We start from the raw sequence: 24,912 nt of genomic DNA, 5'->3' as shown, positions 1-24,912 counted from the left end.
TCCCTGTCTGGCGGAAATGAGACCTGAGAACGCAAAGACAAGGCGCAAGCCGCGCGCGGACTCGCTCCGCAACCGCGAGCGCCTGCTCGAGGCGGCGACGCAAATCTTCAGCGCCGGCGGCCCGCAGGCGAGCCTTGAAGCGGTCGCGCGCCAGGCCGGCGTCGGCATCGGCACGCTCTACCGGCATTTTCCGACGCGCGAGGCCTTGTTCGAGGCTGTCTACCGCCATGAAGTGGACCTCCTCGGCGAACTTGCCGAGCAGCTTGCTCGCGAAGACGACCCGGTGGAGGCGCTGCGAAAATGGCTACAAGCCAACGTTCGCCTCGTGGCGACCAAGAAGGGCATGATCGAGGCGCTTCAACTCGTCGCGCACGGCTCTTCGGACCTGAAGGCCTATTCCTTCGAGCGGCTGACCAATTCGATCGGCCTGCTGCTCGACCGCGCCGTCGCGGCGGGCGAGATCCGCTCCGACGTTCCGCCGGAAGATCTGCTGCGCACCCTCGTCGGCATCTTCTATTCCCAGGGCACGACCGACTGGCAGCCGACCGCCCTGCGCCTCGTCGACGTCTTCGTCGACGGGCTGCGCAAGCGCTGAGACCGATATGCGATCACGTTCGACCTTTTTGCGTGAGCGCGGGGCAAACGTCACAACCGCTCCTGGATCAGGGTCTTGAACGCGCTAATTCGTTCCTCATCCCGCCTGTAGAAAATCCATTGCTTGATCCGTTTCGAGCGCACGAGCCCTGCCTGGGAAAGCACCCGCATGTGCTCGCTGAGAGTCGCCGGGGAAATCCCCAGCTTTTCCGCTATCAGGACTGCGCAGACGCCATCCTCGACAAGGTCGCCATCGACCTGTGGCCGGAAATGGGACCGAGGGTCCTTGAGCCAGTCGAGAATCTGGAGCCGCCGCTCGTTAGCGATCGCCTTGATGACATCGACCTCTTGCATTTCGTTAATTTGCCAAGTTACTAATTAATGTCAACCGCCTTTGGAGCCCTTTTATGACGATCGATACGCCAGTCACCCCAGAGCGCATCCGCGATGCGGAGGTGCTGATCCGGCCTCATATCCGGCGCACGCCCGTCCTCCAGGTCGACATGGCGGATTTCGGCGGAGCGCCCATGCCGGTCGCGCTCAAGCTCGAGTGCCTGCAGCATACCGGATCGTTCAAGGTCCGCGGCGCCTTCACCAATCTTCTTGGAAGAGCCGTGCCCGACGCCGGGGTGGCGGCTGCTTCGGGCGGCAATCACGGGGCGGCGGTCGCCTATGCGGCAAGACGTGTGGGGGTGCGCGCAACAATCTACGTGCCAAGCGTTACCTCGCCCGCCAAGGCGGAGCGGATCAGCAGCTACGGCGCAAGGCTGGTGGTGGAGGGAGAGCGCTATGCCGACGCGCTTGTGGCGAGCGAGATCTTCAGCAGGGAGTCGGGCGCACTCGCGATCCACGCCTACGACCAGGCCGAGACACTGATCGGCCAGGGAACGCTCGGGCTTGAGATCGAAGAGGACCTGCCGGCGTTCGACACCTTGCTTGTCGCAGTCGGTGGCGGAGGGTTGATCGGCGGCATCGCTGCCTGGTTCGCTGGTAGAAGGCGGATCGTCTCGGTCGAGCCGGAAGGCTCTCCGACGCTGCGCATGGCGCTGGATGCGGGCCAGCCTGTCGACGCGCCTGCCGAGGGAATTGCCGCCGATTCCCTTGCGCCGAGGCGGGTCGGCGAGCTGGTGTTCCCGATCGCACAAGCGTTCGTGGAGCGGTCTATCCTCGTCAGCGACGAGGAGATCAGGCTCGCGCAGGCCGCGCTGTGGGAAACAGCGCGGATTGTTGTGGAACCAGGTGGGGCGGCAGCATTTGCCGCCCTCCTCGGCGGAAGGTACGTGCCCGCCGCGGGCGAGCGCGTTGCCGTCCTGATCTGCGGCGCCAATACAATGGCTGTGCAGTTCCCGTGAAGTGTTCGAACGTCAGCAACTTCCAAACGAGATGGGCGAGCAGATCGGACTGTTCAAGGAACGCCTGGGCTGCTTCAAGTCGTCAAAGGCGAGGGTATGATTTCGTCACGCAAGACCGAGAACTGCCATAAGTTCTCGCGCGGCGGCGGCGCCCGCGCGGTTCGCGCCAATGGTGGAGGCGGATGGGCCGTAGCCCACCAGATGCACTTCGGGGTCCTTCGCGACCTGCGTCGCCAGCCGCCCTGTCATGACAATGCCGTCGTCGGGCTCGCGCAGCATGAGCGGCGCGAGGTGATCGAGCGAGCTGCGGAAGCCGGTGCACCAGAGGATCACGTCGGCGCGAAGCGCGGTGCCGTCGGGCCAGCGCACTCCATCCTCGGTGACCTCGCTGATCATGGGGAGCCGGTTCAACACGCCGCGTGCCCGCATCGCCTCGATGGCAGGCGTGAGCGGAATGCCGGTGACCGAGACGACGGACGCAGGCGGCAGGCCGCGGCGCACCCGGTCCTCCACCATCGCCACTGCCGCGCGGCCGGCACGCTCGTCAAAAGGTCCCTGTCGGAACGCCGGTGGCCTTCGCGTCACCCAACTGGTGGTGGTGATGCGCGAGACCTCGTCGAGTAACTGGATCGCCGAGATGCCGCCCCCTACAACGACGACATGCCGTCCCCTGAACTCATCGGCCGTGTGGTAGTCCTTCGTGTGCAGTTGTCTGCCCTTGAACCGATCGCGCCCGGGGACGTCGGGAACGTAGGGGCTCTCCCAGGTCCCTGTGGCGTTGATGAGCCCGCGTGCCGAGAACTGGATGCGGTCCGTTTCGACCCTGAAGCGACCGTCCCTCTCGCAGACGATCTTCACCGTCACCGGGCGGTAGACCGGAAGCTCGAACCTCTTCTCGTATGCGGCGAAATACGCCGGCACGGCGGAACTGGCCGGCACCTCCGTGGCGCTGGTCTCGACCGCCTCGGAAAAGGGCATGCCCGGCAGATCGTGGATACGGTTTACGGTGCTGAGAGTCAGCGAGGGCCAGCGGTGTTGCCAAGCGCCGCCCGGCTCGTGCGATTGGTCGAGCACCACGAAACCCTTGTGCGGGGCCAAGCCTCGCCTCTTCAGGTGATATGCGGCCGAGAGACCCGCCTGGCCGGCCCCAATGACGACGATCTGCACCTTGACGGCGACACTCGGTGCGATGGGGCCTGGGTAGGTCTGAGACATCGAGGGTTATCCTCCGTATCGAGCCGCAGACCACGATCCGGGCTATCACGCGGCGAGACCCCAGCGCCTTTGGGCTGCCATTCACGCGCTCGCATGCGGGACACGGGGTATTCAAGCGCTCCGTTGACGTATGGTGGCCAGCGCAGATGCGCAACCCAGGCCCTACGGGCGTCCCGTCGCTGAAGCGATAAAGACGGAGCGGTAAAAGGGACTTGTCGGCCGTCCTGATCGTTGACGGAGGCTCGCGCGGCGGCCGCTGCGCCTGCCTCAAAGCACGTCGATGGAGGTCGGCATAGACGGGGGCTGGTGAAGCCTGCCGTCCGGCGCGGTCGAACTCTGCGATGCGCTGAGCAGGCTGGTTCTCCTACCCGAGGAGGGCGCGGCGAAGGGTGGCGTAGCGCGATCTTTCTCGAAACGCGAAAGGTGAATGGCGCAGCCGGTGCCTTCTGTCGTCGGTCGTCCTATGGCTTTTTGGTCTCCGGTCAAATGATGACCGAGGAGGAGATTTGATGAGCGGCCGAAAACGGGACTTGCGCTCGAATTTCGAGGTCGGAACGTCGCGTTGGGCGGTTCGGCGGGCGCAGTGGCGCGCTCTCGGTATCACCGACGAAGACATGCTCAAGCCGAAGATCGCGGTCGTGAACACGTCGTCGGATATAGCCATCTGTTTTTCTCATATCGATGAAATCGCCAGGAGAGCGAAGGGATGGATTCGCGAGGCGGGCGGGCTTCCCTTCGAGATACGCACCACGGCTCCGTCCGATTTCATTATTTCCGCAGGCCGTCGCGCCACCTTCATCCTGCCGAGCCGTGACCTGATCGCCAATGATATCGAGGTTCAGGTCGAAGGGGCACAGCTCGACGGGATGATCCTTCTGACCTCCTGCGACAAGACCGTGCCGGGGCAGTTGATGGCGGCTGCCCGGCTCAACATTCCCGCACTGGTCGTGATCTGCGGTTATCAGTCTAGTGGCGAGCTGGACGGCGAGCATGTGGATATCGAGGAGGTTTTCCTGCACGCCGGCCACCACGCGCAGGGGGCAACCAGCCTCGAGCGGCTTACTGCGATGGCCGATGCTGCCATTCGTTCGCCGGGCGTGTGTTCCGGCATGGGAACGGCAAACTCGATGCATTCGGTGGTCGAGGCGTTGGGCATGGCGCTGCCGGGAAGCGCGCCTGTCGCGGCCAATTCGCCCCGCATGTGGAAGATGGTCGAGCGAAGCTGCAGGCGGATTGTCGAGATGGTGTGGGAAGACCTCCGCCCGAGGCAGATCCTGACCGAAGGTGCCTTCCGCAATGCTGCGCGCGTGGTGCTGGCTGAGGCCGGTTCGATCAACTGCATCAAGCATCTGCAGGCCGTAGCGCTGGAGGCGGGCGTCGACATCGACATCTACGAGACCTTCGACAGGGAGTCGGATCGCATACCGGTGCTTGCCGCCGTACGCCCCATCGGCGCCGACACCATAGAGGCGTTCGAAGCGGCGGGCGGCGCGCGCGCCGTGATGAAGCGGCTGGAGCCGCAGCTCGATACGGAAGTGCTGACGGCAACCGGCCGGAGCCTTGGCACCGAACTCGCGGACATGGCGTTGGCCGATGACACGGTCATCCGGCCGCTGGAGCGACCCTGGTCGAAGGAGGCGGCGATCGTGCTCCTCAGCGGCAGCCTTGCGCCGGAAACAGCCATCGTGAAGGTCGGGCTGCGGACGCCGGACCGCAAGCTGGCATTTCGTGGTCGCGCCCGCATTTTCGAAGACAGCGCCAGTGCCGAGGCAGCCTTGTCGGCGGGGCGGATCGTGGCTGGCGATGTGGTCGTGCTTCGCGGGCAGGGCGTTCGCGGCGGGCCCGGCATGGGCGGTGCATCGCGGCTGGTCTTCGCACTGGAAGGCGCCGGTATGGGTGCCGAGGTGGCGGTGGTCACGGATGGGCAGCTTTCCGGCCTTGTGAACAAGGGGCTGGTGGTCGGCGAGGTGCTGCCGGAAGCCGCCGATGGCGGCCCGCTCGCACTCGTTCGCGATGGGGACGTGATCGACATCGACGTGCGCGACAAGCGTATCGATCTTGAGGTGGATGCCGAAAAACTCGCTGCCCGCGCGGCGGACTTCTCGCCGCCTGAACCGCCGGACGACAGCGGGTGGCTCAGGATCTACCGGCAGAACGTTCAATCGCTCCGCCGAGGGGCCTCGCTCATCGAAACCGCCGTGAAGGAGAAGGAATGACCGCATCGCGTCCCATCAACCTAGAGACCACCATCGTCCGGTGGAACGGCATCGACGAAAGCCGTGAACTGGAGGTGGATCTGTGCGTTGTCGGGGCAGGGATCTCCGGCGCCACCACCGCGCTGGAAGCGGCACGGCTGGGCATGAAGGTCGCCATTGTCGACGCGTTCCCCGCGCTCGGCGGACAGGCGGTCAACTCGATCATCGGCACGTTTTGCGGGCTCTACCGCAACGGCACCCACGGCTACCGCTTCACCTATGGCGTGGTGGACGACATGCTTGCGGCGCTGGGGGCAGAGGACGCGGTCTACTATCGGCATGGGCCGATGACGACGGTGGTGCACTATAACGAGATCGCCCTGTCGCGCTGGGTGGAGCGCTCGATAGAAGCGGCCGGCATCACCCCCATCGTCGGTGCGACCCTGCGCACCGTGCATCGGGACGACCGACGTATCACCGGTCTCCACTTCATCACGCGATATGGCGATGTGACGATCCGCGCGCAAAGCTATGCCGATTGCTCGGGCGATGCGGCGCTGATGTACCGCGCAGGGTTCGCCTGCCGTGAGCCGGTGGAGAAGATCTACGGCAGCCAGCAGGCGGTGATCGAGGGCATCGGCAGCAGTGAGCCGCCCTCGCGCGAGGAACTGTCGGCGCGCATCGAGGCGAAGGCGGCCGAATACGGCCTTATCCGCCACAACGGCCTGGTCTTCTATTTTCCGGGGAAGGATGTGGCTGTCCTCAACATGACGCATGTGGAGACGCCGCTCGACCCCGTCGAGGCCTCCCGGACCGGCATCATCGGCAAGGACCAGGTGGACCGTGGAGTCCGGCTCTTGCGCGACGAGTTTCCGGAGGTTTTCGGCAATATCCGCGTGCGCAGCTACGGCTTTCCCGGCATTCGCCAGACCCGCTGGATCAAGGGCGTGCACCAGATCACGACGGAGGAGGTCAAATCGGGCCATCGCTATGCCGATGCCATCGCCCGCACCGCCTGGCCCATCGAACTGCACAACGCGCCGGAGAACTTCGTGTGGGAGGTCTTTGGCGAAGACCACGTCCACTATGTTCCGCTGTCGGCGATGCTATCGCCCGAAGCCGAAAATGTCGTCGCGGTCGGCCGCTGTATCGACGGCGATCCGGCGGCACTCTCCTCGGTGCGGGTCATGGGGCCGTGCATGGCCATGGCCCGGGCGGCGGCCAACGCCCTTGATCTCGCGGGGTCGGGAAGCGTGCACGACATCGATATCGCCGCGTTGCAGGAGCGCCTGGCGGATAATCTCGAACGCTGCGACAGCGTGGCGCCGTGATGGGAGGAGGGACCAAAGCCAGATGAGATGCGGCCGGACTATCCACCGCGCGTCATCCCGGAAAGCCGCAGGCTTGTCCGGGATCCACTCCGTGACATCGACGTTCCGGAATGGGTCCCGGACAAGCCTGCGGCTTTCCGGGATGACGCGCGGTGGGGTAATGCGATCTAATCCGACCTAGCAACGGAGGGTAGAGTCGAATTGCATCTAAACGACCGTGAGAAGGCGATGCTGGACGGCGCCGAAGGCCCGGCGCGTCAGCGCGCGATGGACCTTCTCGTCCGCTATGGCAGCGCGCTCGGGGCCGAACGCCTGATCGCCGTCACGAATGTGGCGGGCACGTGGTCTTCGACGACACCATGGGTGCAGGCGGATCTCGATGCGCCGGACGATTTCGATACGATCTTTTCCCGCTTCAATCTTGACTCCGACGACACGGTCGAGACGCCGCAGGCGGTGGTGTCCACCTGCCAGTTGATCCACGGCATCGACACACGGAACCACGCGCTCCAGGGCTTCAGCCGGGAAAAGGCCGAGCTGCAGCGCAAATCGGAAGAATTCTTCGGCCGCCGCGGCGTGCAGTGGGCGTCCACCTGCACGCCCTATCAGGTGGGCAATGTTCCGGTGAAGGGAGAGCATCTCGCATGGATGGAGAGTTCAGCGGTGGTCTATGCCAACGCCGTTCTCGGCGCGCGGACGAATGTTGAAGGGCGCGAATCGACGGGTGCGGCCTCGATCACCGGCCTCATCCCGGACTTTGGCCTCCACATCACAGAAAATCGGCTGGCGACGCATCGGGTCCGGGTCGAGGCGACGCCCGAGACCATGATGGACTGGGGCCTCCTGGGCTATGCCGTCGGCGAGATGGTGATGGACGACATTCCCCTTCTCTCCGGCGCGATCCCGCAGCCGCGACCAATGCACCTAAAGCATTTCGGCGCCGCGGCGGCGAGTTCGGGCGGGGTGGAGATGTACCACATACCCGGCGTGACGGCGGAAGCCTCGAGCGAGGAAGAGGCGCTCGGCGGTCGCGCGCCACGTGAAGAACGCGTCTACGATGCCGCAGCGCGGCGGCGGGCGTTCGAGCATATCAACGCCCAGGCAAGCAATCGCAGTGTCGATTTCGTCATGCTGGGCTGCCCGCACAATTCCATCGAGCAGATGTGGCAGATCGCGACGTTGCTCGACGGGCGCAAGATCAGCCCCGATGTCGCTCTCTGGGTTCACACGCCGCGCCAGATTCGCACGCTGTGCGACGACTGCGGCTATACGGCCGTCATCGAGCGTGCCGGCGGCCACGTCATGTCCGACAGTTGCCCGGCGATTAACCGCGCCACCCCGCCCGGCACCAATGTCATCGCCACCGATAGCTGCAAGCAGGCGCACTACCTGCCGGCCATCACGGGCAAGCAGACCTGGTTCGGCTCGCTCGATCACTGCATCGATGCCGCCATGACCGGACGGTGGAATGGGGATCTGTGATCATGGCGGTGGAGACCGAAACAGTCATAATCCGGGGGCGCTGCGTCGTGGGCGGCGTGGCCGAGGGGAGAGCGTTCGTGACCACCCAGACGATCTCCGGCTGGGGCGGCATCAATGCTGCGACCGGCACCATCACCGAGATGCGGCATGAAAGGCGCGGCGAATCCTTCGCCGGGCGTGTGCTGGTGTTTCCCGGCGCCAAGGGGTCGTCCGGCTGGTCCCATTACTTCCACATGACCAGACGGCTCGGGACAGCGCCGGCGGCCATGCTGTTCACCATCATGACGACCAAGATTGCGCTCGGCGCGGTGGTGACCCGTGTGCCGGCGATGACGGATTTCGACCGCGATCCCTTCGAGGTGATCCGCGATGGAGACCTGGTTCGCGTGGATGCCGACGCGGGGAGGGTGGAAGTCACACGCGTGCAGTCGTGATTTCGAGCGTCCGGGAGGACGAAGGTTCAGCAAGGAGGAGGAAGACATGAGACATCCAATTAGGGAGATAAGATATCTTGTTGCGGCGACGGGTGTGGCCCTCGCGCTGCAGTTTTCCAGCGCGACCTCGCTCGCCGCGCAGGAACTTGTTTACGGTTCGTGGTTGGGCGCCAGCAACTATACCAACACCAAGGCTTTGGTGCCCTACTTTGACATGGTGCGCGAGGCCACGAACGGCGAAGTTGACTGGAAGATGGTCGGCGGCGCGCAGCTTGCCACGGGGCCGGGCACGCCCGAGGCCGTGGGCAGCAATCTCATGGACGCCGGTCTCGTCATGGCGCCCTATCAGCCGCGGATGCTGCCAGCCACCAACCTGATCTTCAGCCAGTCCCTCATCGGCGACGACTATCTTGCCTCCGTTGGCGCGATGAATGAGGTTTTGATGCTGGGCTGCGACGAATGCCACGAGGAGTTCAGCGCCAACAACGCTGTCAGCTTCGCCGGCTATGGGACTTCGCCCTACCTCTTCATGTGCCGCGGCAACCTCCAGTCCATCGAGGATTTGCAGGGCCTTGCCATTCGCAGTTCCGGCGGCGGGGTGAGCATCACCAATATCCTGGGCGGCACGCCGGTTTCCATGCCGCCGAGCGAGGCGACCTCGGCGCTCGAGCGCGGCGCGCTCGACTGTGTGCTGGGCGCTGTCGCCTGGCTTACAAGCTACGGCTACATGGATGTCGTTGAAACGGTGATCAGCGCGCCGATGGGAATGGGCGGCCCGCCGGTGATGATGTACGTGAACCGCGACGTTTGGGAAGCCATGTCGCCCGAGGCGCGCAAGGCGCATATCGACCATGCGCCCGATCTGGTGACGATGACCACGTTCGATTCGCAAATCGCCGTGGACGAGAAGACGGTCGAGGAGGCGCGTTCGCGCGGTATCACCTTCATCGAGGGAGGCGAGCCCTTTGCCGAGGTGATGGAAAAGCGGGACGCGATCCAGTACGAGGAGAATGTCGAGGCCGCTCGCGATTCCGGTGTGAAGAATCCGGAAGCGATCCTCGACTTCTATCTCGCGGCCTTCGAGAAATGGAAAGGCATCATTGAGAACGAGGTCGGCGACGACCGCGAAGCCTTCCGCAAGGCGCTGTGGCGCGAGGTCTACTCCAAGGTCGACCCGGAAACGCTTTGATGCCCGCTTGGTGCACCCCTACGGGGTGCACCATTTCCCGTCATCCGGCAGCCTTTTCCGGTCGTGAAACAAGGATCGTTCCATGGCTCTGCTCGAGCGCCTTCTTTCCGGGCTGACCCGGTTCTTTGCCTGGGTCGCCGTCGCGGCAACCATCCTGATGATGCTCCACGTGACGGCGGACGCGATCGGCCGCACTTTCTTCAGCCGTCCGATCGTCGGGACGATCGAGATCGTTTCGGCCTATTACATGGCGGCCATCGTCTTTCTGCCGCTAGCATTGGTGACGTGCGAACGGGGCCACATCATCGTGGATCTGTTTACGGGCTGGATGAAGCTGCGCTCAAGGACGCTGCTCGATGGGCTCGTGGGTATCGTCACCCTTACCTATACCGCCACTTTCGCCTGGAAGGCCTTTGAGATCGCCGTAAGCAAGACGCGCATACGCGAGGCCCAGGAAGCCGGCACAGGCGTCATCGAGATATGGCCCTCCCGCTGGACGGTCGTGGCGGGTTTCGCACTCATGGCGATCTATCTCGCCATCTATGTGGTCAGCGATCTTCGCGCCGGCTTCACCGGGCGCCTGGATCCGCGGGGCGGTACCGGCGGCTTTGGCAGCGGGAATACGCGGGAAGGGGGCTCCGAGCTATGAGCAACGAGCTTCTGGGCTTCGGCAGTCTTGGCCTCGTCCTCCTGCTGATCGCAATCCGCATCCCCATCGGCGTGGCGCTCGGCGTCGTCGCCTTTCTTGGCCTTATGCTTCTGCGCAACGAACGCGTCGCCTTCGCGGTGATGCAGAACACCCCCTTCGAAGTGGCCGCCAAGTGGGAGCTTTCGGCGGTGCCCATGTTCATCCTGATGGGAGCGGTGGCCCATGCATCCGGCATTTCGACGGCGGTATTCAACGCCGCGCGCCTGTGGTTCAGTGCCTTGCCGGGCGGTCTCGCCGTGGCGACCAATTTCGCCTCCGCGGGTTTCGCCGCCGCTTCCGGCTCCTCGGTCGCCACGTCGGCGACCATGGGCCGGCTCGCCATTCCCGAGATGCTGAAGGCGGGCTATGCGCCAAGCCTGGCGGCCGGGGTAGTTGCGTCCTCGGGCACGCTCGGCGCCCTGATCCCGCCGTCGATCCTCTTCGTCATCTATGGCGTTTTCGCCGAAGTCTCGATCACGCGGCTCCTCATCGCCGGCGTCATCCCCGGGCTGCTGACGGCCTTTATTTATGCCGCCATGATTATCGGCCGATGCTATTTCCAACCCGAGGTGGCGCCCCGGCTCGACCATACGATGAAGGGACGCGCCTTGTGGCGCGCGCGCTGGGCCTCGCTCCTGCCGATCTGGCCGCTTCTGATCCTCATCGTCGGAATCATCGGCGGCCTTTATGCCGGCGTCGTGACCCCCACGGAAGCCGGCGCCGCAGGCGCGTTCCTGGCCTGCGCGGTCGGTTTCGCGCAGCGCCGGCTGACGATGGACATGCTGTTTTCGGCGGTCTTCGACACGATTAAGACCACTTCGCAACTGCTGTTCGTCGCTTTCGGCGCGGTAATGTATACGCGCTTCCTCGCGCTTGCCGGCGTGCCCGGCATGATGGCGGCGTTGATGGGCGACTGGGCGCTGGACCCGGTTCTGATGCTGGTCGCGGTGTCGATCATCTACATCATTCTCGGCATGTTTCTCGATCCGCTCGGCGTGCTCCTGCTCACATTGCCGATCGTGCAGCCGATGTTCGCCGCGCTTGGACTCGACCCCATCTGGCTCGGCGTGATCGTCGTGAAATATATCGAGATCGGCCTCATTACGCCGCCCGTCGGGTTCAACGCCTATGTGGTGAAGAACGTTGTCGGCGACCGGATCTCGCTCGAGACGATCTTCCGTGGTATCGGCTGGTTCCTTGCGTGCGAGGCGATCATCATGGTTCTGTTGCTGAGCTTTCCGCAACTGTCGCTGTTCCTTCCCAACATGATGCGCAATTGACCGTCATGCGGAAAAGCATTCATTCTTCATCCCTCAATTCCTGAGCGGGTGGACGTGAATGTTTCAGCTGGTCGATCTGGAGGCGTTTCTGGCTACGGCGCGCCTCGGCAGCTTTTCTGCTGCCGCGCGCGAGATGGGGACGGCCACATCGGTCGTCACCAAACGCGTTTCGCGGCTGGAAGATGTCGTCGGGACGAAGCTGTTCACGCGCTCCACGCGGAAGCTTGCCTTGACGCTCGACGGCGAGCGCCTGCGTCCGCGGTTGCAGGTGGTCCTCGCCGAGTTGCACGAAACCGTTCTCAACGGCGCAATTCGGGACAAATCCATCCGCGGCAGACTACGGGTGAAGTCACCCACGACGGTCGGCACCATGTTTGTCGGACAGTCGCTTGCGCGGTTCCAGAAGGCCAATCCAGGTGTCACGACCGAACTCTTGATGATGGATCGCTCGGTCAATCCTCTGGAAGAGAATTTCGACGTGGCACTTGGCGCGCTGCCTTCCTCCTACAACAGCGTGGAGGACGTTCCTCTCTGCCAGTATCACCGCGTGGTCGTGGCATCGCCGGATTTCATAACACGCTACGGTGCGCCTCGCCGCCCGGCCGAGATCATCGGATACAATTGCCTCGCCTTCCTTCCTATCGGCATTTCCTGGACTTTCAACAGCGAGGGAGGAACGCAGGTGGTGGATACCCGCTCGGTCTTCCTTGTCAACGACAGCCGTGTTCTGCTTGCCGCGGCGTTGGAAGGGCTCGGCATAACGGTCCTGCCGCGCTTTCTGGCGGATGCTGAAATTCGCGACGGGCGCCTATGCTCGATCCTGGAGGATTATCCAATGACGCCGCTGTGGTTCAAGGCGCTGGTGCCGAGAAACCGCCTGGAGCGTCCGGAGGTCGCTGCCCTGGTGCAGCATCTCAAGGAGGAGTTCGTTTCCCTGCCTCCCTGTGGCAGCGATCCGCGATAAAGCTTGCCGCGGGCCGGAGCCTTCCCCCTTTGCTTGGTCCGGACGAAAACCTGTCTGCACGTTCCTGGGGGTTACTCTAGCGGCTCTCCCACGGCGGAAGGGGCTGCGACGCCGCGACAAGAGTATCGATGATCGCTCGGACGGTCGGGTTCGCCTGGCGGCTTTCGGGAACCAGGATCTTCATGTAGAGATCGGGTACACGAAATTCGGGAAATATTTCCGTCAGGTCGCCGGCCGCCAGCGAGGGCCGTGCCATGTAGTCGGAGACGATTGCAACGCCGACGCCATGCACCGCGGCATCGCGCAGGACACGGCCGTCGGTTGCGCTGAAGACGCTGTTGACTTCAACGCCCACCTCGCCAGAGGGACCTTTGAAGACCCACCGCGTTCCGCTCGCCGGAAATGTGATGCAGTCGTGGTGGGCCAGATCGCGCGGATGCTGCGGGTGCCCGCGTCGTGAAAGATAGGCGGATGAAGCCACGATCGTTCTGGGCAGCGGGCAGAGGGGGACGTCGATCACATGCGGATAGGTCGCAGGCAACGCGCCGAGCGCCAGATCGTATCCTTCTTCCAGCGGGTTCACGGTGCGGTCGATCATGACGAGATCGACGCGCACACCCGGATTGTCGATGCGGAACCGGATCAGCGCGTCGCTCAGATGCAGCGCGGTGAGCGTGGACGGGCATTTGATGCGGATGTGCTCCTGCACCCGGGCGCCCTCGACACCGTCGATAGCGGCCTCCAGATCGGCCAGGAGGGCGATAAAGCGCTGCTGATAGCCGCGTCCGGCCTCTGTCAGGTTCAGGCCGCGGGTAGAGCGCATGAAGAGCTGTGTCTTCAACTGGTGCTCAAGCTGCGAGATCCGCTTCGAGATGACCGATGGTACCGTGTTGGACTTACGAGCGGCGGCCGAGAAGCTGCCGACCCGCGCGACAGTCAGAAACGCTCGTATGTTGGAGATGACGTCCATTCAGCAAAAGCGATCCCTGAATACCCGCCGAACAACGGGCCTCCTTGATCAGCCTCCCTCACCGGCCGCTGTCTCGGCAAAGTTTTTGTGATCTCGCACGAAGGAGCCTTGCGTGCGCAGGATGGCTTGGACCTCGGTGACGTCGACCTGCCGCGGTTGGAGCCCCCGATTGGCGGCGACGCCCGCGGCCACACCGGCCGCTTGCCCGGTAAGCCAGCATTGCGGGATCTCGCGCATGAAGCCGTGCGAGTTGGCATCGCACGAGATGTGCCGCCCCGCCGCAACAAGCCCGTCGAGCCGCGTCGGCACCAGCGCGCTGTAAGGCACCGAGATCACGGGAAACTTGGGGGAGACGGAAGGGCTGACCCCGATTTCGTCCGGCAGAATCTCGCCGGACGACCATTGCTGCCTCTCGATCCGGCCGACGCCTGCAAGGCGCCTTGTGTGGCGCACGCCCAGTTGCGGCGCGCTGAGCATCACCCAGGCGTTCTGGAAGCCTGGAGCATGCTTGCGGAAGAACGCGCAATGCGCCTGCGTGAAGCGATGCGAGCGAATCTCGACCTCCGTCATGTCGTCGACGTTGAGCGCCGACAGCCCCGACTGCCGCGGCCCGAGAAACAGCGCGACGTCATTGCGCCAGGAAACGTAGGGCGCCTGGAAAAAGCCCAGTTGCTCGCGGCCGCGCTTGTTGAGCTCGGAGAACGCCTCGGGCTCGTTCAGGCGGAAGTCGAGCCAGGTCTTCATATCGACTCCGCCCAGCATGAAACCGGTGTTCATGCTGTGGTGGACGTCGCCTTCCTCGATGTCCGTATCGAAGCCCGCGCCTGCTCTGGCGAAAACGTCACCGTCGCCTGTGCAGTCGACCACGACCTTGGCGAACAACGCTTGCCGGCCCTCCTTGCTCTCGAAGACGACGCCCTTCACCGCGCCCGCCTCGACAATGGGTGCGGCCATCCAGGCGTGGAAGACGAGGCGCACGCCCGCCTCGATCAGCATCTCCTGAGAAGTGAGCTTGAGCTGCTCGGGATCGATCGTCGGCGCCCAGGTCACGATGCCATGGAAAGCCGAGGTGCGCAGCCGCCAGTATTTCGCCTGCGCCTCGTCACGCACGCCCCAAAGCGTCCGGTCAGGGCCGGCGACCGCATCGCTGGGCAGTCGATCGATCACTTCCTCGGCGAAGCCTTTGATGACTTGCCGGCCCTCCCAGTCGGTCATGCGGTCGATCCAGATGACGACGCCGCCCGTGGAAAGACCGCCGAGGTGGTTGTAACGCTCGAGCACGACCACATCGGCGCCGGTCCGCGCAGCAGCCAACGCCGCGGCACAGCCTGCCGGCCCTCCGCCCACCACGACCACATCGCAATGATGATAGACCGGCACGTCGCGCGCCGCTTCCCGATACGTTCCCTTACCATTGCGCGGAGGCAATGTGTGGGCACGCTCCTCGAAGATGTCGGAGCTGAGGAAGCGCTCTTCGGTCTGGCGAATTTCCCGGATGCGCGGTTTCGGCTCTTTCATTATCGCTCTTTCCCTCTTGCCTCATTCTCCGACGGGGGACGCGCTGGCGCGCGCGTGGCCACCGAGGTTATCCGCCGGCTCTGCGGAGAGGATCATGCCCGCAGCGCGCTCGGCGATCATGACGACCGGCGCGCAGGTGTTGCCCGAGGGGATGGTCGGCATGATCGACGCGTCGACCACGCGCAGTCCCGCAATGCCATGGACCCGCAACCGCGCATCGACCACTGCCTCCGGTCCCGGCCCCATTTTGCAGGTGCCGACGGGATGGAAGGTGGTCGAGATGGTCTGGCGCGCGTAGTCGAGGATTTCGTCGCGGGTCCGAAGCCGGGTGCCGGGCGCGATCTCCTCGGGCTCGAAGCACGCCATGGCGGGGGCGCCGACGATGCGGCGGACGAATTCGACCGAACGGACGGCGATTTCGCAGTCGTAGTCGGCGGCGAGGAAGTTGTTGAGGATTGCCGGTGGGGCCTCGGGGTTCGGAGCCGTGGCGTGGACGTGCCCTCGGCTCTCGGGGCGCAGGATGCAGACCGCCGATGTCATGCCTGGGTAGTTATGGATCGGCCCGCCCACGCGATCGTAGCTGGCGGCCGAGGCATGAATCTGGATATCGGGGGCGGGTGCGTCCGCCATGACCTTGCCGAAGACAGCAAGGAGCGCCGGCTGAGCGGAGAGGGGGCCGCGGCGGCGGAGTGTGTAGTCGGCACCCATGAGCGCCTTGCCCAAGAGTGAGCTCGCCCGGCTGTTGAGCGTCCTGGTATTGCGCACGCGTGTCTGCACGCGGATATGCCAGTGGTCCTGCAGGTTCTCGCCGACTCCCGGCAGCTCATGCACGGGATTGACACCGAGCGCCCTTATCCGCTCTGCTGCACCGATGCCCGAACGCTCCAGGAGAGTGGGCGTGCCGAACGCGCCCGCGCACAGGATCACCTCGCGCCGCGCTGTCGCAGTGACGCTCTTGCCGTCCGCACGAAATGCCAGCCCCGTCGCGCGTCTGCCCTCACAGATAACCCGCTCTGCCAGGGCGCCGGTGCGGATTGTCAGGTTCCTGCGGCCGGAGGCGGGGCGGAGGAACGCCTTTTCGGTGGATTGCCGGCGGCCGCGCATGACCTGCGCCTGGAAATACTGAACGCCTTCATTCTCGCCGGAGTTGTAGTCGCGTGTCGCCGGGATGCCGATTTGGGTGGCCGCCTCGGCGTAGGCGTCGAGCACCGGCCAGCGCATTCCCGGATCGGTGATCTTCCACTCCCCCGTTTTGCCGCGCCCTTGCAGGTCCTCGCCGATGAAGTTTTCGGAACGCATGAAATAGGGCAGTACGTCGTCCCAGCTCCAACCCTCGTTCCCTTGTGCCGCCCAGTTGTCGTAGTCCCATCGGTGGCCGCGTACATAGACCATGCCGTTGATGCCGGACGAACCACCCAGCATCCGGCCTCGCGGCAGCGGAATGGTGCGCCCGCCGCAGTGGGGCTCGGGCGCGCTTTTGTACATCCAGTCGAATTTTGGGTTGCCGAGGAGCTTCGGAAGCAACAGCGGCACCTCGATGTAAGGGTGTCGGCCGGAGCCGCCCGCTTCCACCATCAAAACGCGGATGTTCGGGTCCTTGCTGAGGCGGTTCGCAAGCAGGCAGCCGGCGGTGCCGCCGCCGGCGATGATGTAGTCATAGGTAAGTCCGCTCATCGGTCCCCTCAGTTCATCAACGCAGGCAGGAACAGTGCCAGTTGCGGAAAGGCGATCAGGAGCGTCACCACGATCAGGTCGCAGACCAGGAACCAGCCGACGCCGCGGAAGATGGTGGTCACCGGAATCTCACGGCCCGCGACGCCGCTGACCACGAAGACATTGAAGCCCAGCGGCGGGGTCAGCATGCCGATCTCGATGAACTTCACCACCAGCACGCCGTACCAGACGAGGTCGAGGTCGAGCGCCTTCAGAAGCGGGATGAAGACCGGCATGGTGATCAGCATGATGCCGATCGGATCGAGGAACATGCCGAGGACCAGGTAGATTGCCGTCATGGCGAGAACGACAGCCAAGGGATCGAGCCCGAGCGGGGCGACGAGGTCGGTCAGCATGGCCGAGGCGCCCGAGAAGCTCAAAAGGCGCGTGAACATCAACGCGCCCATGCCGACGAAGAAAATCTGCGCCGTCGTCATCACCGCCTCGCGCACCGCCCGCCAGAGCTTGGCAAGCGTCATGCGGCCTTGCACGACGGCGATCGCAAGGGCGAGGAGCGCGCCTGCCGCACCCGCCTCCGTCGGAGTGACGGTGCCGCTATAGAGCCCGCCGATCACACCGAGAACCAGAACGAAGAGCGGCCAGATCTCGGCCAGCGCCCGCCAGCGCTCGCGGCGGAGGTTGCCGCCCGCGTGGGCGACGCGCGGGGCGAGGGCGGGATTGCGCCAGCAGCGCAGGACGATCATGATCGTATAGGCAACGGCGGTCATGAGGCCGGGAATGATACCGGCGATCAGGAGGTTGACGATCGATGTCTCGGCGAAGATGCCGTAAAGCACCATGAGGATCGAGGGCGGGATCAGCGCGGCGATGGTGCCGGCAGAGGCGACGACACCCGAGGCAAGGCCCTTGTCGTAGCCCGCCTTCAGCATCTCGGGGATGGCGAGGCGTCCCATCGCGGCAGCGGCGGCGACCGACGAGCCGCAGCCCGCGGCAAAGCCCGCGGAAGCGGCGTTGGCGGCGACGGCGAGGCCGCCGGGAAGGGCAGAGAGCCAAAGGCGGGCGGCGTTGAAGAGCGCGGTGGCGATGCCTGAGACATAGACGATCGAGCCCATGAGCAGGAACATCGGGATCGCCGAAAGGTCCCAGTTGGCGGCGAAATAGTAGGGGATCTCGCGCAGCTGGCCGAGCGCGGCGTTGAAGTTGCGCAGCCACCAGAAGCCCGCGAAGCTGACGACGCCGAGCGCCACGCCGATCGGTGTGCGGACCGCGATCAGGGTCAGTACGGCGCAGAGGCAGACCAGGCTCAGGATCAATCCATCCATGGCTTTGCGCTCATGCGTCGGGGATGCGGGCGTGATGGGGGCTCTCGCCGTCGTCCGGCAAAAGCAGACGGGCGAGCCGCAGCGTTAGGCAGAGGAACAGGCTGGCCCCGGCGATCGGCAAAAGCCAGCGCCCCGGCCAGACGATCATGTAACCGCCGGAGATCTCCAGCACTTCGCCTTGTTCCGTGCGTCGTGCGGCCGAAACCCAGCTCTCCCAGGTGAAGGCGAACATGTAGGCCATACCGAGAAGCGTGGTGAAGATGGCGAGCGCGCGGCGCATCCACGGCCGCATGGCGTCGGTGAACACGCCGACCGAGATATGGTCGTCATACTTGCCAAGAAGGGCGATCGGCAGGAAGGCCACGGCGATCATGTAGTAGGCCGCGACCGTCTGGTTCGCCTGCCGGAGCGGCGCATTCAGCACCGTGCGCGCGAAGACATCCACGCTGACATGGATCATCATCGCGAATCCGGCGAGGATCGCGAGCGCCAGAAGTGCCCGCGACCACAATTCCAGGAGCCGATCGATCCGGTCCAGCAATTAGAGGCTCCCCGGATCGACCTTGGAGTAAACCTCGTCCCAGAGGGCTTTCTCGAAGGCCTCCACATCGGTCCCGATCTTGGCCGACAGGCCGCGCCACTTCACGAGCGCGGTGTCGTAGGCGTCGAGAAACGCTTCGGGGTTCTCGACGCCAAAACCTTTGGCAAAATCGATGGCGATGTTGCGCTGGTCCCGGATGAAATTGTCCATCAGCGCCTGCCATTCTTCGGGATTTTGCGGTTCGACCATCTTCACGCCGTTGTTGGCGATCTGGTCTTCCAACACCTCGTTGGTGCGGATGATGAAATTGTTGATCGTGTGCGCCGCCGAAAGATGCACCACGGCTTTAAGGTGAGCGCGCTTCTGGTCCTCGGTGAAGCTGTTCCAGACATCGCGGTTGATCATCAGGCCGATGATCGGGGCCGAAACGCCGAGCGAGAAGTCAGTCACGTTCTTGGCGAAATCGCCATAGCCGAAGGTCTTGAGCCAGTCGCCGATGCCGGTGGTGCAGTCGATGCCGCCGCGCTGGAGCAGGGAGACCGTATCGATCAACGAGACCTGGACCGTGTTGGCGCCTGCCATCTGCATGATGTTGAGCGGCGCGCCGGAGGAACGTACCCGCAGGTTCTTGAGTTGGTCGACGGTTTCAATCGGATCTCGGCAGATCAGCATATAAGGCGCGCTGGCATATCCCCCCATCGGCACCATGTTGAGCTTCTTGGTCTCTTCTATGCACGACGGGCAGTGCAGCATCACCACCTCGTTCGCCGCGCCAGCTGCCGCGACCGGGTCGTCGCCCGGTACGGCAAGTCCGTAGAGCGTGGCGGTGGAGGGCAGAAGGTTCGGGACGTAGTTGGTGGCCGCCACGCCGGCATCCATCAGCCCGTCCTGGATTGCGGCGAATGTCTCGACCCCTCCGGCGAGCTGGCCGCCGGCGATCAGGTTCCACTTGATCTCGCCGCCCGTATCCTCCTCGATCCGCCGGAAGACCTCCGGCAGGGCATCGGAATTGATGTAGTCGGAGGCCGGGACCCAGGACCCGTAGGTGAGTTCCGCCGCGGAAGCCGTGGCCGTGGAAAGCGCCAGAGCGATCGTCGAGGTGAATACAGCCAGACGTCTCATCAAGTCTCTCCTCCCTTTGATGAGCAATTCGTTCCGCGCCTTTGCCGCGCGGATTGGGGTATTCCGGAATAGGGGGAAATGCTGCGTCGAACGGGGAGCGATGCGAACGCGCCACCGCTTCGCCGGTAGCTGCACGCTGTAATATCGCTACCTTCTAGCTGCACTGGCATTCCTCCCGGTCAGGAGGCTATTCAATCGTGACTCGACAGGGAATGACTGATTTAGCGCTTACATCTTTCGCAAAACGCGAAGGCCGACCAGCAAACGATGGCAGTGTCGGCATGCATCATGCCTTGGTGGAAGTATCCGCCCGCCTGGCGGCCGGCTCCGGAAGATCCACCACCACATATTTGCCCTCGACCTCCACCGGCACGGTGTCGGCAACATACGGCCCCTTGACGAGTTCCCCGCCGGCGACAGCCTCTACGGCATAGGCGCGGGTACGGGTGGATTTCGGGTCACTCCAGGATTGCCCGGTGCGCACGTCGTATTCCCAGCCGTGCCACGGGCATTTCAGCATCTCCGCTTTCCGGCACAGGCGGTAGTCCCCCGGCCCGTCGCTCTCCACCGTTCCGGAGAGCCGGCCGCCCGACAGGCGGGCGCCGGCGTGTGGGCACCGATCGAGGAGGGCGAAGAACTCCTCGCCCACCCGTATCAGGCAGATTTCCCTGCCGGCGACCTCGATCCGGCGGATGCCCTTGTCCGGGAAGCCGTCCACACTTGCCACGACGTGCCGGGTCATGCGTAGCCATAGAGCTTGCGAGCGTTGCCGCCGAGCACGCTCTCGCGCTGATGCGGCTCGACCGGGAAGCGGAAGATGCGGTAGGCGTCGTCGTAATCCCAGTGTGGGTAGTCCGACGAATAGAGAATCCGGTCCCAGCCGATCCAGTCGATCACGTCGGCGATGTGGCGGCCGTTCTTCGGCTCTTCCATGGGCTGGGTCGCCCACCAGAAGTGCTCTTTCATATAGTCCGAAGGCTTGCGCTTCAGATGCGGAACCTCCTTGTGGAAGGTGTCGAAGTGCTTGTCCATTCGCCAGCCGAGCGCCGGCGCCCAGGAGAAGCCACCCTCGATGATCGCCACCTTCAGCTTTGGGAAGGCCTCCACAACACCCTCGATGATGAGACTGGTCACCAGTGCCTCGGAGCCTGGAACGAAGGTGTAGTGCTCCTGGAAATAGAAGCTCGGCCAGCCGGTCCCGGTGGAGGGCTTGCCCGAGGAATAGCCGGCCGGATGCAGGCAGAGCGGCAAACCCGCCTCGGCCGCCGCCGCATATATCGGCCAGTACTTGCGGGCGCCGAGCGTCTCGTTCGGGCGGGTGGACATGATCACCTGGACGAACCGCCTGTCGCCGGCCCGGCGCTCGATCTCGGCGACGGCGGCTTCAGGGTTGTCCTGCGGCACCACGATCCCCGCCCTGAGACGCGGCTCGGGCTCCACCCATTCGGCAATCTGCCAGTCGTTCACCGCCCGGGCCATGGCGGCGGAGAGGTCGGGATTGCGTTCTTCCATGCCGCCGCGCCCCAGCGCGATCAGGTGACCCACCTCGATGTCGAGCAGGTCAAGATGCTGTTCGCGCAGCATCTCAAGGCTCGATCCAGGCGGTCCATCCGTGGGACGGGCGTCCATGCGCATCCCGTTCGCGGTCATGCGTGGGTAGGAGAGCTGCCCAACCAGTGCCTGGCGGATATGCGAGCCGAAGGTCTGCAAATGCTCGACCCAGCGCTTTTCCATATAGGGAAAGAGTGCCGCCGGCGATTTCTGGGTCGGATGGATATCGCAGTCGACGATGCGAAGCCGCGTCGTGCCCTCCGTTTCCACGAGCGGCCGGTTCATGTCGTCTCCTCCATGGCTTCGGCGGCCTGCCGCACCGCTGGGTCGTCGGCAAGGCGCGGGTAGGCCCTCAGCGCATTGGCGACCAGGATGCCGGGAAGGGCTTCCTCGGGCAGGCCGGCCGGCAGGGGCTCGTCGCCGGTGAACTGCCGGTGCGGATAGTCGGTCGAATAAAGCAACATGTCGGTGCTGCCGATGTGTTTCAGGGTCTGGCGGAGTTCGTCGGCACCCGGCGGATCGGCCGGCTGCAGCGACAGGAATACACGACCCGCCATGACCTCGGAGGGCTTGCGGTCCAGCCATGGTACCTCCTGGCGCACCCCGCGCCAGGTCTTGTCATTGCGCCAGATCGTCGTCGGCAGCCAGGCGAAGCCGCTTTCCAGGAAGACGACATGCAGGTCGGGGAACTTCTGGAACACGCCTTCGCCGAGAAATCCCGTGAGGATGTTCTCGAAGGCCATGGACTGCATCACATAGTCCTCGAACTGGTAGGACGGCCAGCCGGACACGCTCGGCGGGATGCGGTAGAGCCCGCCTGCATGGATCGCCAGCGTGAGGCCGTGTTTCTGGCAGGCCTCGTAGATGGGCCAGTAGTGGCGGTTGCCGTGATGGATCTCCTGCATGGCAAGCATCAGCACCTGCACGAACCGCCGGTCGCCCGAAAGCCGCTCGATCTCGGCGACCGAAGCCGCCGGGTCCTCGCCCGAGACGTAGATCGAGCCGCGCAGGCGCGGTTCGGCGTCGAGCCAGGTCGCCGCCACATAGTCGTTGACAGCGCTTAAGAGTGCCGCCCGCATGTGGGGATTGTGGAGCGCCACGACGCCGTGGAGCATCGAGGCAATCGCGATACCGGTCCCGAAGCGGTCGAGCGCCGCCGGCACGTCCAGCCCCTCGAAATCGGGATTGCGCGTAAGCGGCGCGTTCGCCGGATAGGAGGTCAGCCGGAACGGCATCGAGGGAAGCTCGCGATCGGTCACCTGCATCTGCCAGTATTCGTCGAGGAAGGGTAAAAGGTCGCCGACCTCCGCCTGCGGCAGATGAAAATCCGCATCGATGCGCAACGGTCTCCGTGACGGCACGTCGCTTCCTCCCGGCATTCGTCTCGAACGCGGATCATATTTCCAGCCTCTGCCCTGAGGAACTGAGCAATTCACGAAAGCACCTGTCGCGAAACGAGCGCTCCCGCGCACGGGTTCATCGGCGTGCTGTTGGCCGCACTGCAATTCGGATCGGCCGGCTGCCGTCATTCAGGCCATGCCTCGTCACCCCGCCGGTTTTCGCGCTGGAGAAAAACAGGCGCGCCGAAATCCACTCTTCACGCGGGCCTCGACACCCTGCAATAACGCAACCCCAAGTCTCACGATCACGGCGTTCGCAGGGCCGCCGCCGATCATTGCGATGAGAAAAACGGCACATGGATCGGATATGGCAAGAACCGTCATCATCGGAGGAAGCCACGCGGCAATCGCCGCGGCCAGCGCGCTGCGCCAATACGCGGCGGGGATGGAGATCGTCATCGTCTCCGAGGAAGACGAGCTTCCCTATCAGCGGCCGCCCTTGTCGAAGGAGTACATGTCGGGCGCCATGAGCATCGAGCGGCTGCGGCTGCGGCCGCGCGAATGGTACGACGAACGGCGCATCGGCGTGCGCCTCGGCGCTGCTGCGACCGCGATAGACCGGCGCAAGAAAGCGGTCCGGCTCGCCGACGGCGACACGCTCGCCTACGATGCGCTCTTGCTTGCCACGGGCGCCGGCGCGCGCCGTCTGCCGGCTGAAATGGGCGGAGACCTTTCCAATGTGCGCGTCATGCGTACGCTGTCGGACGCCCGATGGCTGATGGCGGAAATGACGGCCGGCATGAAGGCGGTGGTGATCGGCGGCGGATATATCGGTCTGGAGGCGGCCGCGGAAGCAGCCAAGAAGGGGTTGGAGGTCACGGTGATCGAGGCCGCCGATCGGATCTTGAAGCGGGTGGCATGCAAGGAAACCGCCGCGGCCTTCCGCGCGCTTCACAAGGCGCACGGCGTGGAAATTCTCGAGAATGTGCACGTCGAACGCATCCTTGAGAGGGACGGGCTGGCCGGCGCGGTGCGGCTGAAGGATGGCCGGGAACTGGCGCTCGACCTTGCAATTATCGGCATCGGCATCGACCCGAACGCGCAGTTGGCACAAGCGGCTGGGCTGGATGTGACGGATGGGATCGTCGTCGACGACCATTGTCGCACGAGCGACCCAGCCATCTTCGCGGCCGGCGACTGCACCGTCTTGCCTTTCCAGGGGATGCCCACCCGCCTCGAATCCGTACAGAACGCGCAGGACCAGGCCGCCATTGCCGCCGCCAACATCGCCGGGATACCCACGGTCTACAAGCCGCATCCCTGGTTCTGGTCCGATCAGTATGATGTGAAGCTGCAGATCGCCGGATTCAACCGGGGCTATGACGCCGTGCTTGCGCGGCCGGGCAAGCGCGAGGGCTCGGTCTCGTTCTTCTATTTCAGACAAGGGTGGTTGATCGCGGTGGACTGCCTGAACGACGCGGCGACCTATGTCATGGCGCGCAAGCTGTTGGAGGCGGACGCGGTGATCACGCGCGCCGAGATCGCCGACGAAGCCTTCGATCTGCGGGAAAGGGTCAAGGCCCTTTCCATTGAACGTTCGGCCGCAGAATAGGCAAAACGGATGGATAAAAAGACGACAAGTGATATCCCGCGAGTGAGGCTTCCCGAACTGCCGATCGAGGGGGGATGCCAGTGCGGCAACCTCCGCTATCGAATTATCGAGGCGCCCCTCACTTACTACGTCTGCCATTGCACGGACTGTCAGAAACAGTCCGGCAGTGCGTACGGCTCGTCTCTGATGGTTCCCGCGCAGGACATCGAACTGCACGGTCCGTTTGAGACTTACGTCTGCAGGGGTGGCTCGGGCAGGATGTCGGATCGCGTCTTCTGCCCCACCTGCGGCGGACGCGTGACGCACCAAATTCAGGGCAGCGACGTCGTCGTGGTAAAGCCAGGCACGCTTGACGATACCTCCTGGCTGAAACCGGCGGGGCACATCTTCACCGCGAGCCGGCAACCTTGGGTCCCGTTGCCCGAAACGGGTGCTCTCCTGTTCGATCACGGTCCGGACATGCAGGCGCTACGGGATCACTGGCGCCGGATGGTCGGCGGAACAACGATTTCATAGGGGCTGGTGAGATACGGAAAGG

The 24,912-nt window shown here is 64.3% G+C and carries 23 protein-coding genes; 12 read left to right on the top strand and 11 right to left on the bottom strand.

What is annotated here, in order from left to right; genetic code table 11:
- Positions 1 to 16 precede the first annotated feature (16 nt).
- Positions 17 to 595 (top strand): TetR/AcrR family transcriptional regulator, encoded by a 579-nt coding sequence (locus GM910_RS01340; RefSeq protein ID WP_159585674.1) that lies wholly within the window; start codon positions 17 to 19, stop codon positions 593 to 595.
- Between the two features lie 50 nt (positions 596 to 645).
- Here GM910_RS01340 and GM910_RS01335 read toward each other — a convergent pair whose 3' ends face one another.
- Complete coding sequence (locus GM910_RS01335) at positions 646 to 948, bottom strand: ArsR/SmtB family transcription factor (RefSeq protein ID WP_159585673.1); 303 nt, start codon at positions 946 to 948, stop codon at positions 646 to 648.
- 53 nt (positions 949 to 1,001) lie between these two features.
- Here GM910_RS01335 and GM910_RS01330 point away from each other — a divergent pair, with 53 nt between their 5' ends.
- Positions 1,002 to 1,946 (top strand): threonine/serine dehydratase, encoded by a 945-nt coding sequence (locus GM910_RS01330; protein ID WP_159585672.1) that lies wholly within the window; start codon positions 1,002 to 1,004, stop codon positions 1,944 to 1,946.
- Positions 1,947 to 2,051: 105 nt separating this feature from the next.
- Here GM910_RS01330 and GM910_RS01325 read toward each other — a convergent pair whose 3' ends face one another.
- On the bottom strand, positions 2,052 to 3,161 hold the full coding sequence (locus tag GM910_RS01325) for an NAD(P)-binding domain-containing protein (RefSeq protein ID WP_159585671.1): 1,110 nt from the start codon (positions 3,159 to 3,161) through the stop codon (positions 2,052 to 2,054).
- A gap of 509 nt (positions 3,162 to 3,670) precedes the next feature.
- Between GM910_RS01325 and ilvD the strand changes: the two genes are divergently transcribed.
- The 8 genes from ilvD (at position 3,671) to GM910_RS01285 (ending at position 12,724) form a co-directional block, all read left to right on the top strand.
- Complete coding sequence (gene ilvD / locus GM910_RS01320) at positions 3,671 to 5,377, top strand: dihydroxy-acid dehydratase (protein WP_201285380.1); 1,707 nt, start codon at positions 3,671 to 3,673, stop codon at positions 5,375 to 5,377.
- Positions 5,374 to 6,687 (top strand): FAD-dependent oxidoreductase, encoded by a 1,314-nt coding sequence (locus GM910_RS01315; RefSeq protein WP_159585669.1) that lies wholly within the window; start codon positions 5,374 to 5,376, stop codon positions 6,685 to 6,687. The genes ilvD and GM910_RS01315 overlap by 4 nt, the downstream gene beginning before the upstream one ends.
- A 201-nt stretch (positions 6,688 to 6,888) precedes the next feature.
- On the top strand, positions 6,889 to 8,169 hold the full coding sequence (locus GM910_RS01310; protein ID WP_159585668.1) for an aconitase X: 1,281 nt from the start codon (positions 6,889 to 6,891) through the stop codon (positions 8,167 to 8,169).
- A 2-nt stretch (positions 8,170 to 8,171) separates the two neighbouring features.
- Positions 8,172 to 8,603 carry an aconitase X swivel domain-containing protein gene (locus GM910_RS01305; protein ID WP_159585667.1) on the top strand — a complete coding sequence of 144 codons (432 nt, stop codon included), beginning with the start codon at positions 8,172 to 8,174 and terminating at the stop codon, positions 8,601 to 8,603.
- A gap of 46 nt (positions 8,604 to 8,649) precedes the next feature.
- A complete protein-coding gene (locus tag GM910_RS01300; RefSeq protein WP_159585666.1) occupies positions 8,650 to 9,792 on the top strand; it encodes a type 2 periplasmic-binding domain-containing protein in 1,143 nt (380 codons plus the stop codon).
- Between the two features lie 82 nt (positions 9,793 to 9,874).
- Entirely contained in the window at positions 9,875 to 10,441 is a 567-nt protein-coding gene (locus GM910_RS01295; RefSeq protein ID WP_159585665.1) for a TRAP transporter small permease, read from the top strand.
- Positions 10,438 to 11,760, top strand: a complete 1,323-nt coding sequence (locus GM910_RS01290) for a TRAP transporter large permease (protein ID WP_159585664.1) — start codon at positions 10,438 to 10,440, stop codon at positions 11,758 to 11,760. The genes GM910_RS01295 and GM910_RS01290 overlap by 4 nt, the downstream gene beginning before the upstream one ends.
- A gap of 58 nt (positions 11,761 to 11,818) precedes the next feature.
- Complete coding sequence (locus tag GM910_RS01285) at positions 11,819 to 12,724, top strand: LysR family transcriptional regulator (protein WP_159585663.1); 906 nt, start codon at positions 11,819 to 11,821, stop codon at positions 12,722 to 12,724.
- Between the two features lie 76 nt (positions 12,725 to 12,800).
- Here the strand turns inward: GM910_RS01285 and GM910_RS01280 are convergent, their stop codons facing one another.
- The 9 genes from GM910_RS01280 to GM910_RS01240 all read right to left on the bottom strand — a co-directional run bounded on the left by GM910_RS01280 (position 12,801) and on the right by GM910_RS01240 (position 22,783).
- Complete coding sequence (locus GM910_RS01280; RefSeq protein ID WP_159585662.1) at positions 12,801 to 13,694, bottom strand: LysR family transcriptional regulator; 894 nt, start codon at positions 13,692 to 13,694, stop codon at positions 12,801 to 12,803.
- Between the two features lie 48 nt (positions 13,695 to 13,742).
- Positions 13,743 to 15,212, bottom strand: a complete 1,470-nt coding sequence (locus GM910_RS01275) for an FAD-dependent oxidoreductase (RefSeq protein WP_201285379.1) — start codon at positions 15,210 to 15,212, stop codon at positions 13,743 to 13,745.
- Positions 15,213 to 15,233: 21 nt separating this feature from the next.
- Positions 15,234 to 16,886, bottom strand: a complete 1,653-nt coding sequence (locus tag GM910_RS01270) for a GMC family oxidoreductase (protein WP_159585661.1) — start codon at positions 16,884 to 16,886, stop codon at positions 15,234 to 15,236.
- 8 nt (positions 16,887 to 16,894) lie between these two features.
- The gene (locus GM910_RS01265) at positions 16,895 to 18,208 is read right to left on the bottom strand and encodes a TRAP transporter large permease (protein WP_159585660.1); all 1,314 of its coding nucleotides are present in this window, start codon (positions 18,206 to 18,208) and stop codon (positions 16,895 to 16,897) included.
- A gap of 10 nt (positions 18,209 to 18,218) precedes the next feature.
- Positions 18,219 to 18,749: a TRAP transporter small permease gene (locus tag GM910_RS01260; RefSeq protein ID WP_159585659.1), complete on the bottom strand. Its 531-nt coding sequence runs from the start codon at positions 18,747 to 18,749 to the stop codon at positions 18,219 to 18,221.
- On the bottom strand, positions 18,750 to 19,871 hold the full coding sequence (locus GM910_RS01255; protein WP_159585658.1) for a C4-dicarboxylate TRAP transporter substrate-binding protein: 1,122 nt from the start codon (positions 19,869 to 19,871) through the stop codon (positions 18,750 to 18,752). It lies immediately after the preceding gene.
- A gap of 286 nt (positions 19,872 to 20,157) precedes the next feature.
- Positions 20,158 to 20,613 carry a Rieske (2Fe-2S) protein gene (locus GM910_RS01250; RefSeq protein WP_159585657.1) on the bottom strand — a complete coding sequence of 152 codons (456 nt, stop codon included), beginning with the start codon at positions 20,611 to 20,613 and terminating at the stop codon, positions 20,158 to 20,160.
- Complete coding sequence (locus GM910_RS01245) at positions 20,610 to 21,707, bottom strand: amidohydrolase family protein (protein WP_159585656.1); 1,098 nt, start codon at positions 21,705 to 21,707, stop codon at positions 20,610 to 20,612. Before GM910_RS01245 ends, GM910_RS01250 begins: the two co-directional genes overlap by 4 nt.
- Positions 21,704 to 22,783 (bottom strand): amidohydrolase family protein, encoded by a 1,080-nt coding sequence (locus tag GM910_RS01240; RefSeq protein ID WP_246225802.1) that lies wholly within the window; start codon positions 22,781 to 22,783, stop codon positions 21,704 to 21,706. Before GM910_RS01240 ends, GM910_RS01245 begins: the two co-directional genes overlap by 4 nt.
- Before the next feature lie 346 nt (positions 22,784 to 23,129).
- On the opposite strand from GM910_RS01240, the gene GM910_RS01235 reads away from it, so the two are divergent.
- A complete protein-coding gene (locus GM910_RS01235; RefSeq protein WP_159585654.1) occupies positions 23,130 to 24,374 on the top strand; it encodes an NAD(P)/FAD-dependent oxidoreductase in 1,245 nt (414 codons plus the stop codon).
- A 9-nt stretch (positions 24,375 to 24,383) separates the two neighbouring features.
- On the top strand, positions 24,384 to 24,890 hold the full coding sequence (locus tag GM910_RS01230; protein ID WP_159585653.1) for a GFA family protein: 507 nt from the start codon (positions 24,384 to 24,386) through the stop codon (positions 24,888 to 24,890).
- The last annotated feature ends 22 nt before the right edge of the window (positions 24,891 to 24,912 follow it).

The sequence above is a fragment of the Chelativorans xinjiangensis genome (genome assembly GCF_009812055.1).
GTDB classification, from domain to species: Bacteria; Pseudomonadota; Alphaproteobacteria; order Rhizobiales; family Rhizobiaceae; genus Chelativorans; species Chelativorans xinjiangense.
This window is presented reverse-complemented; position numbering and strand designations above follow the sequence as displayed.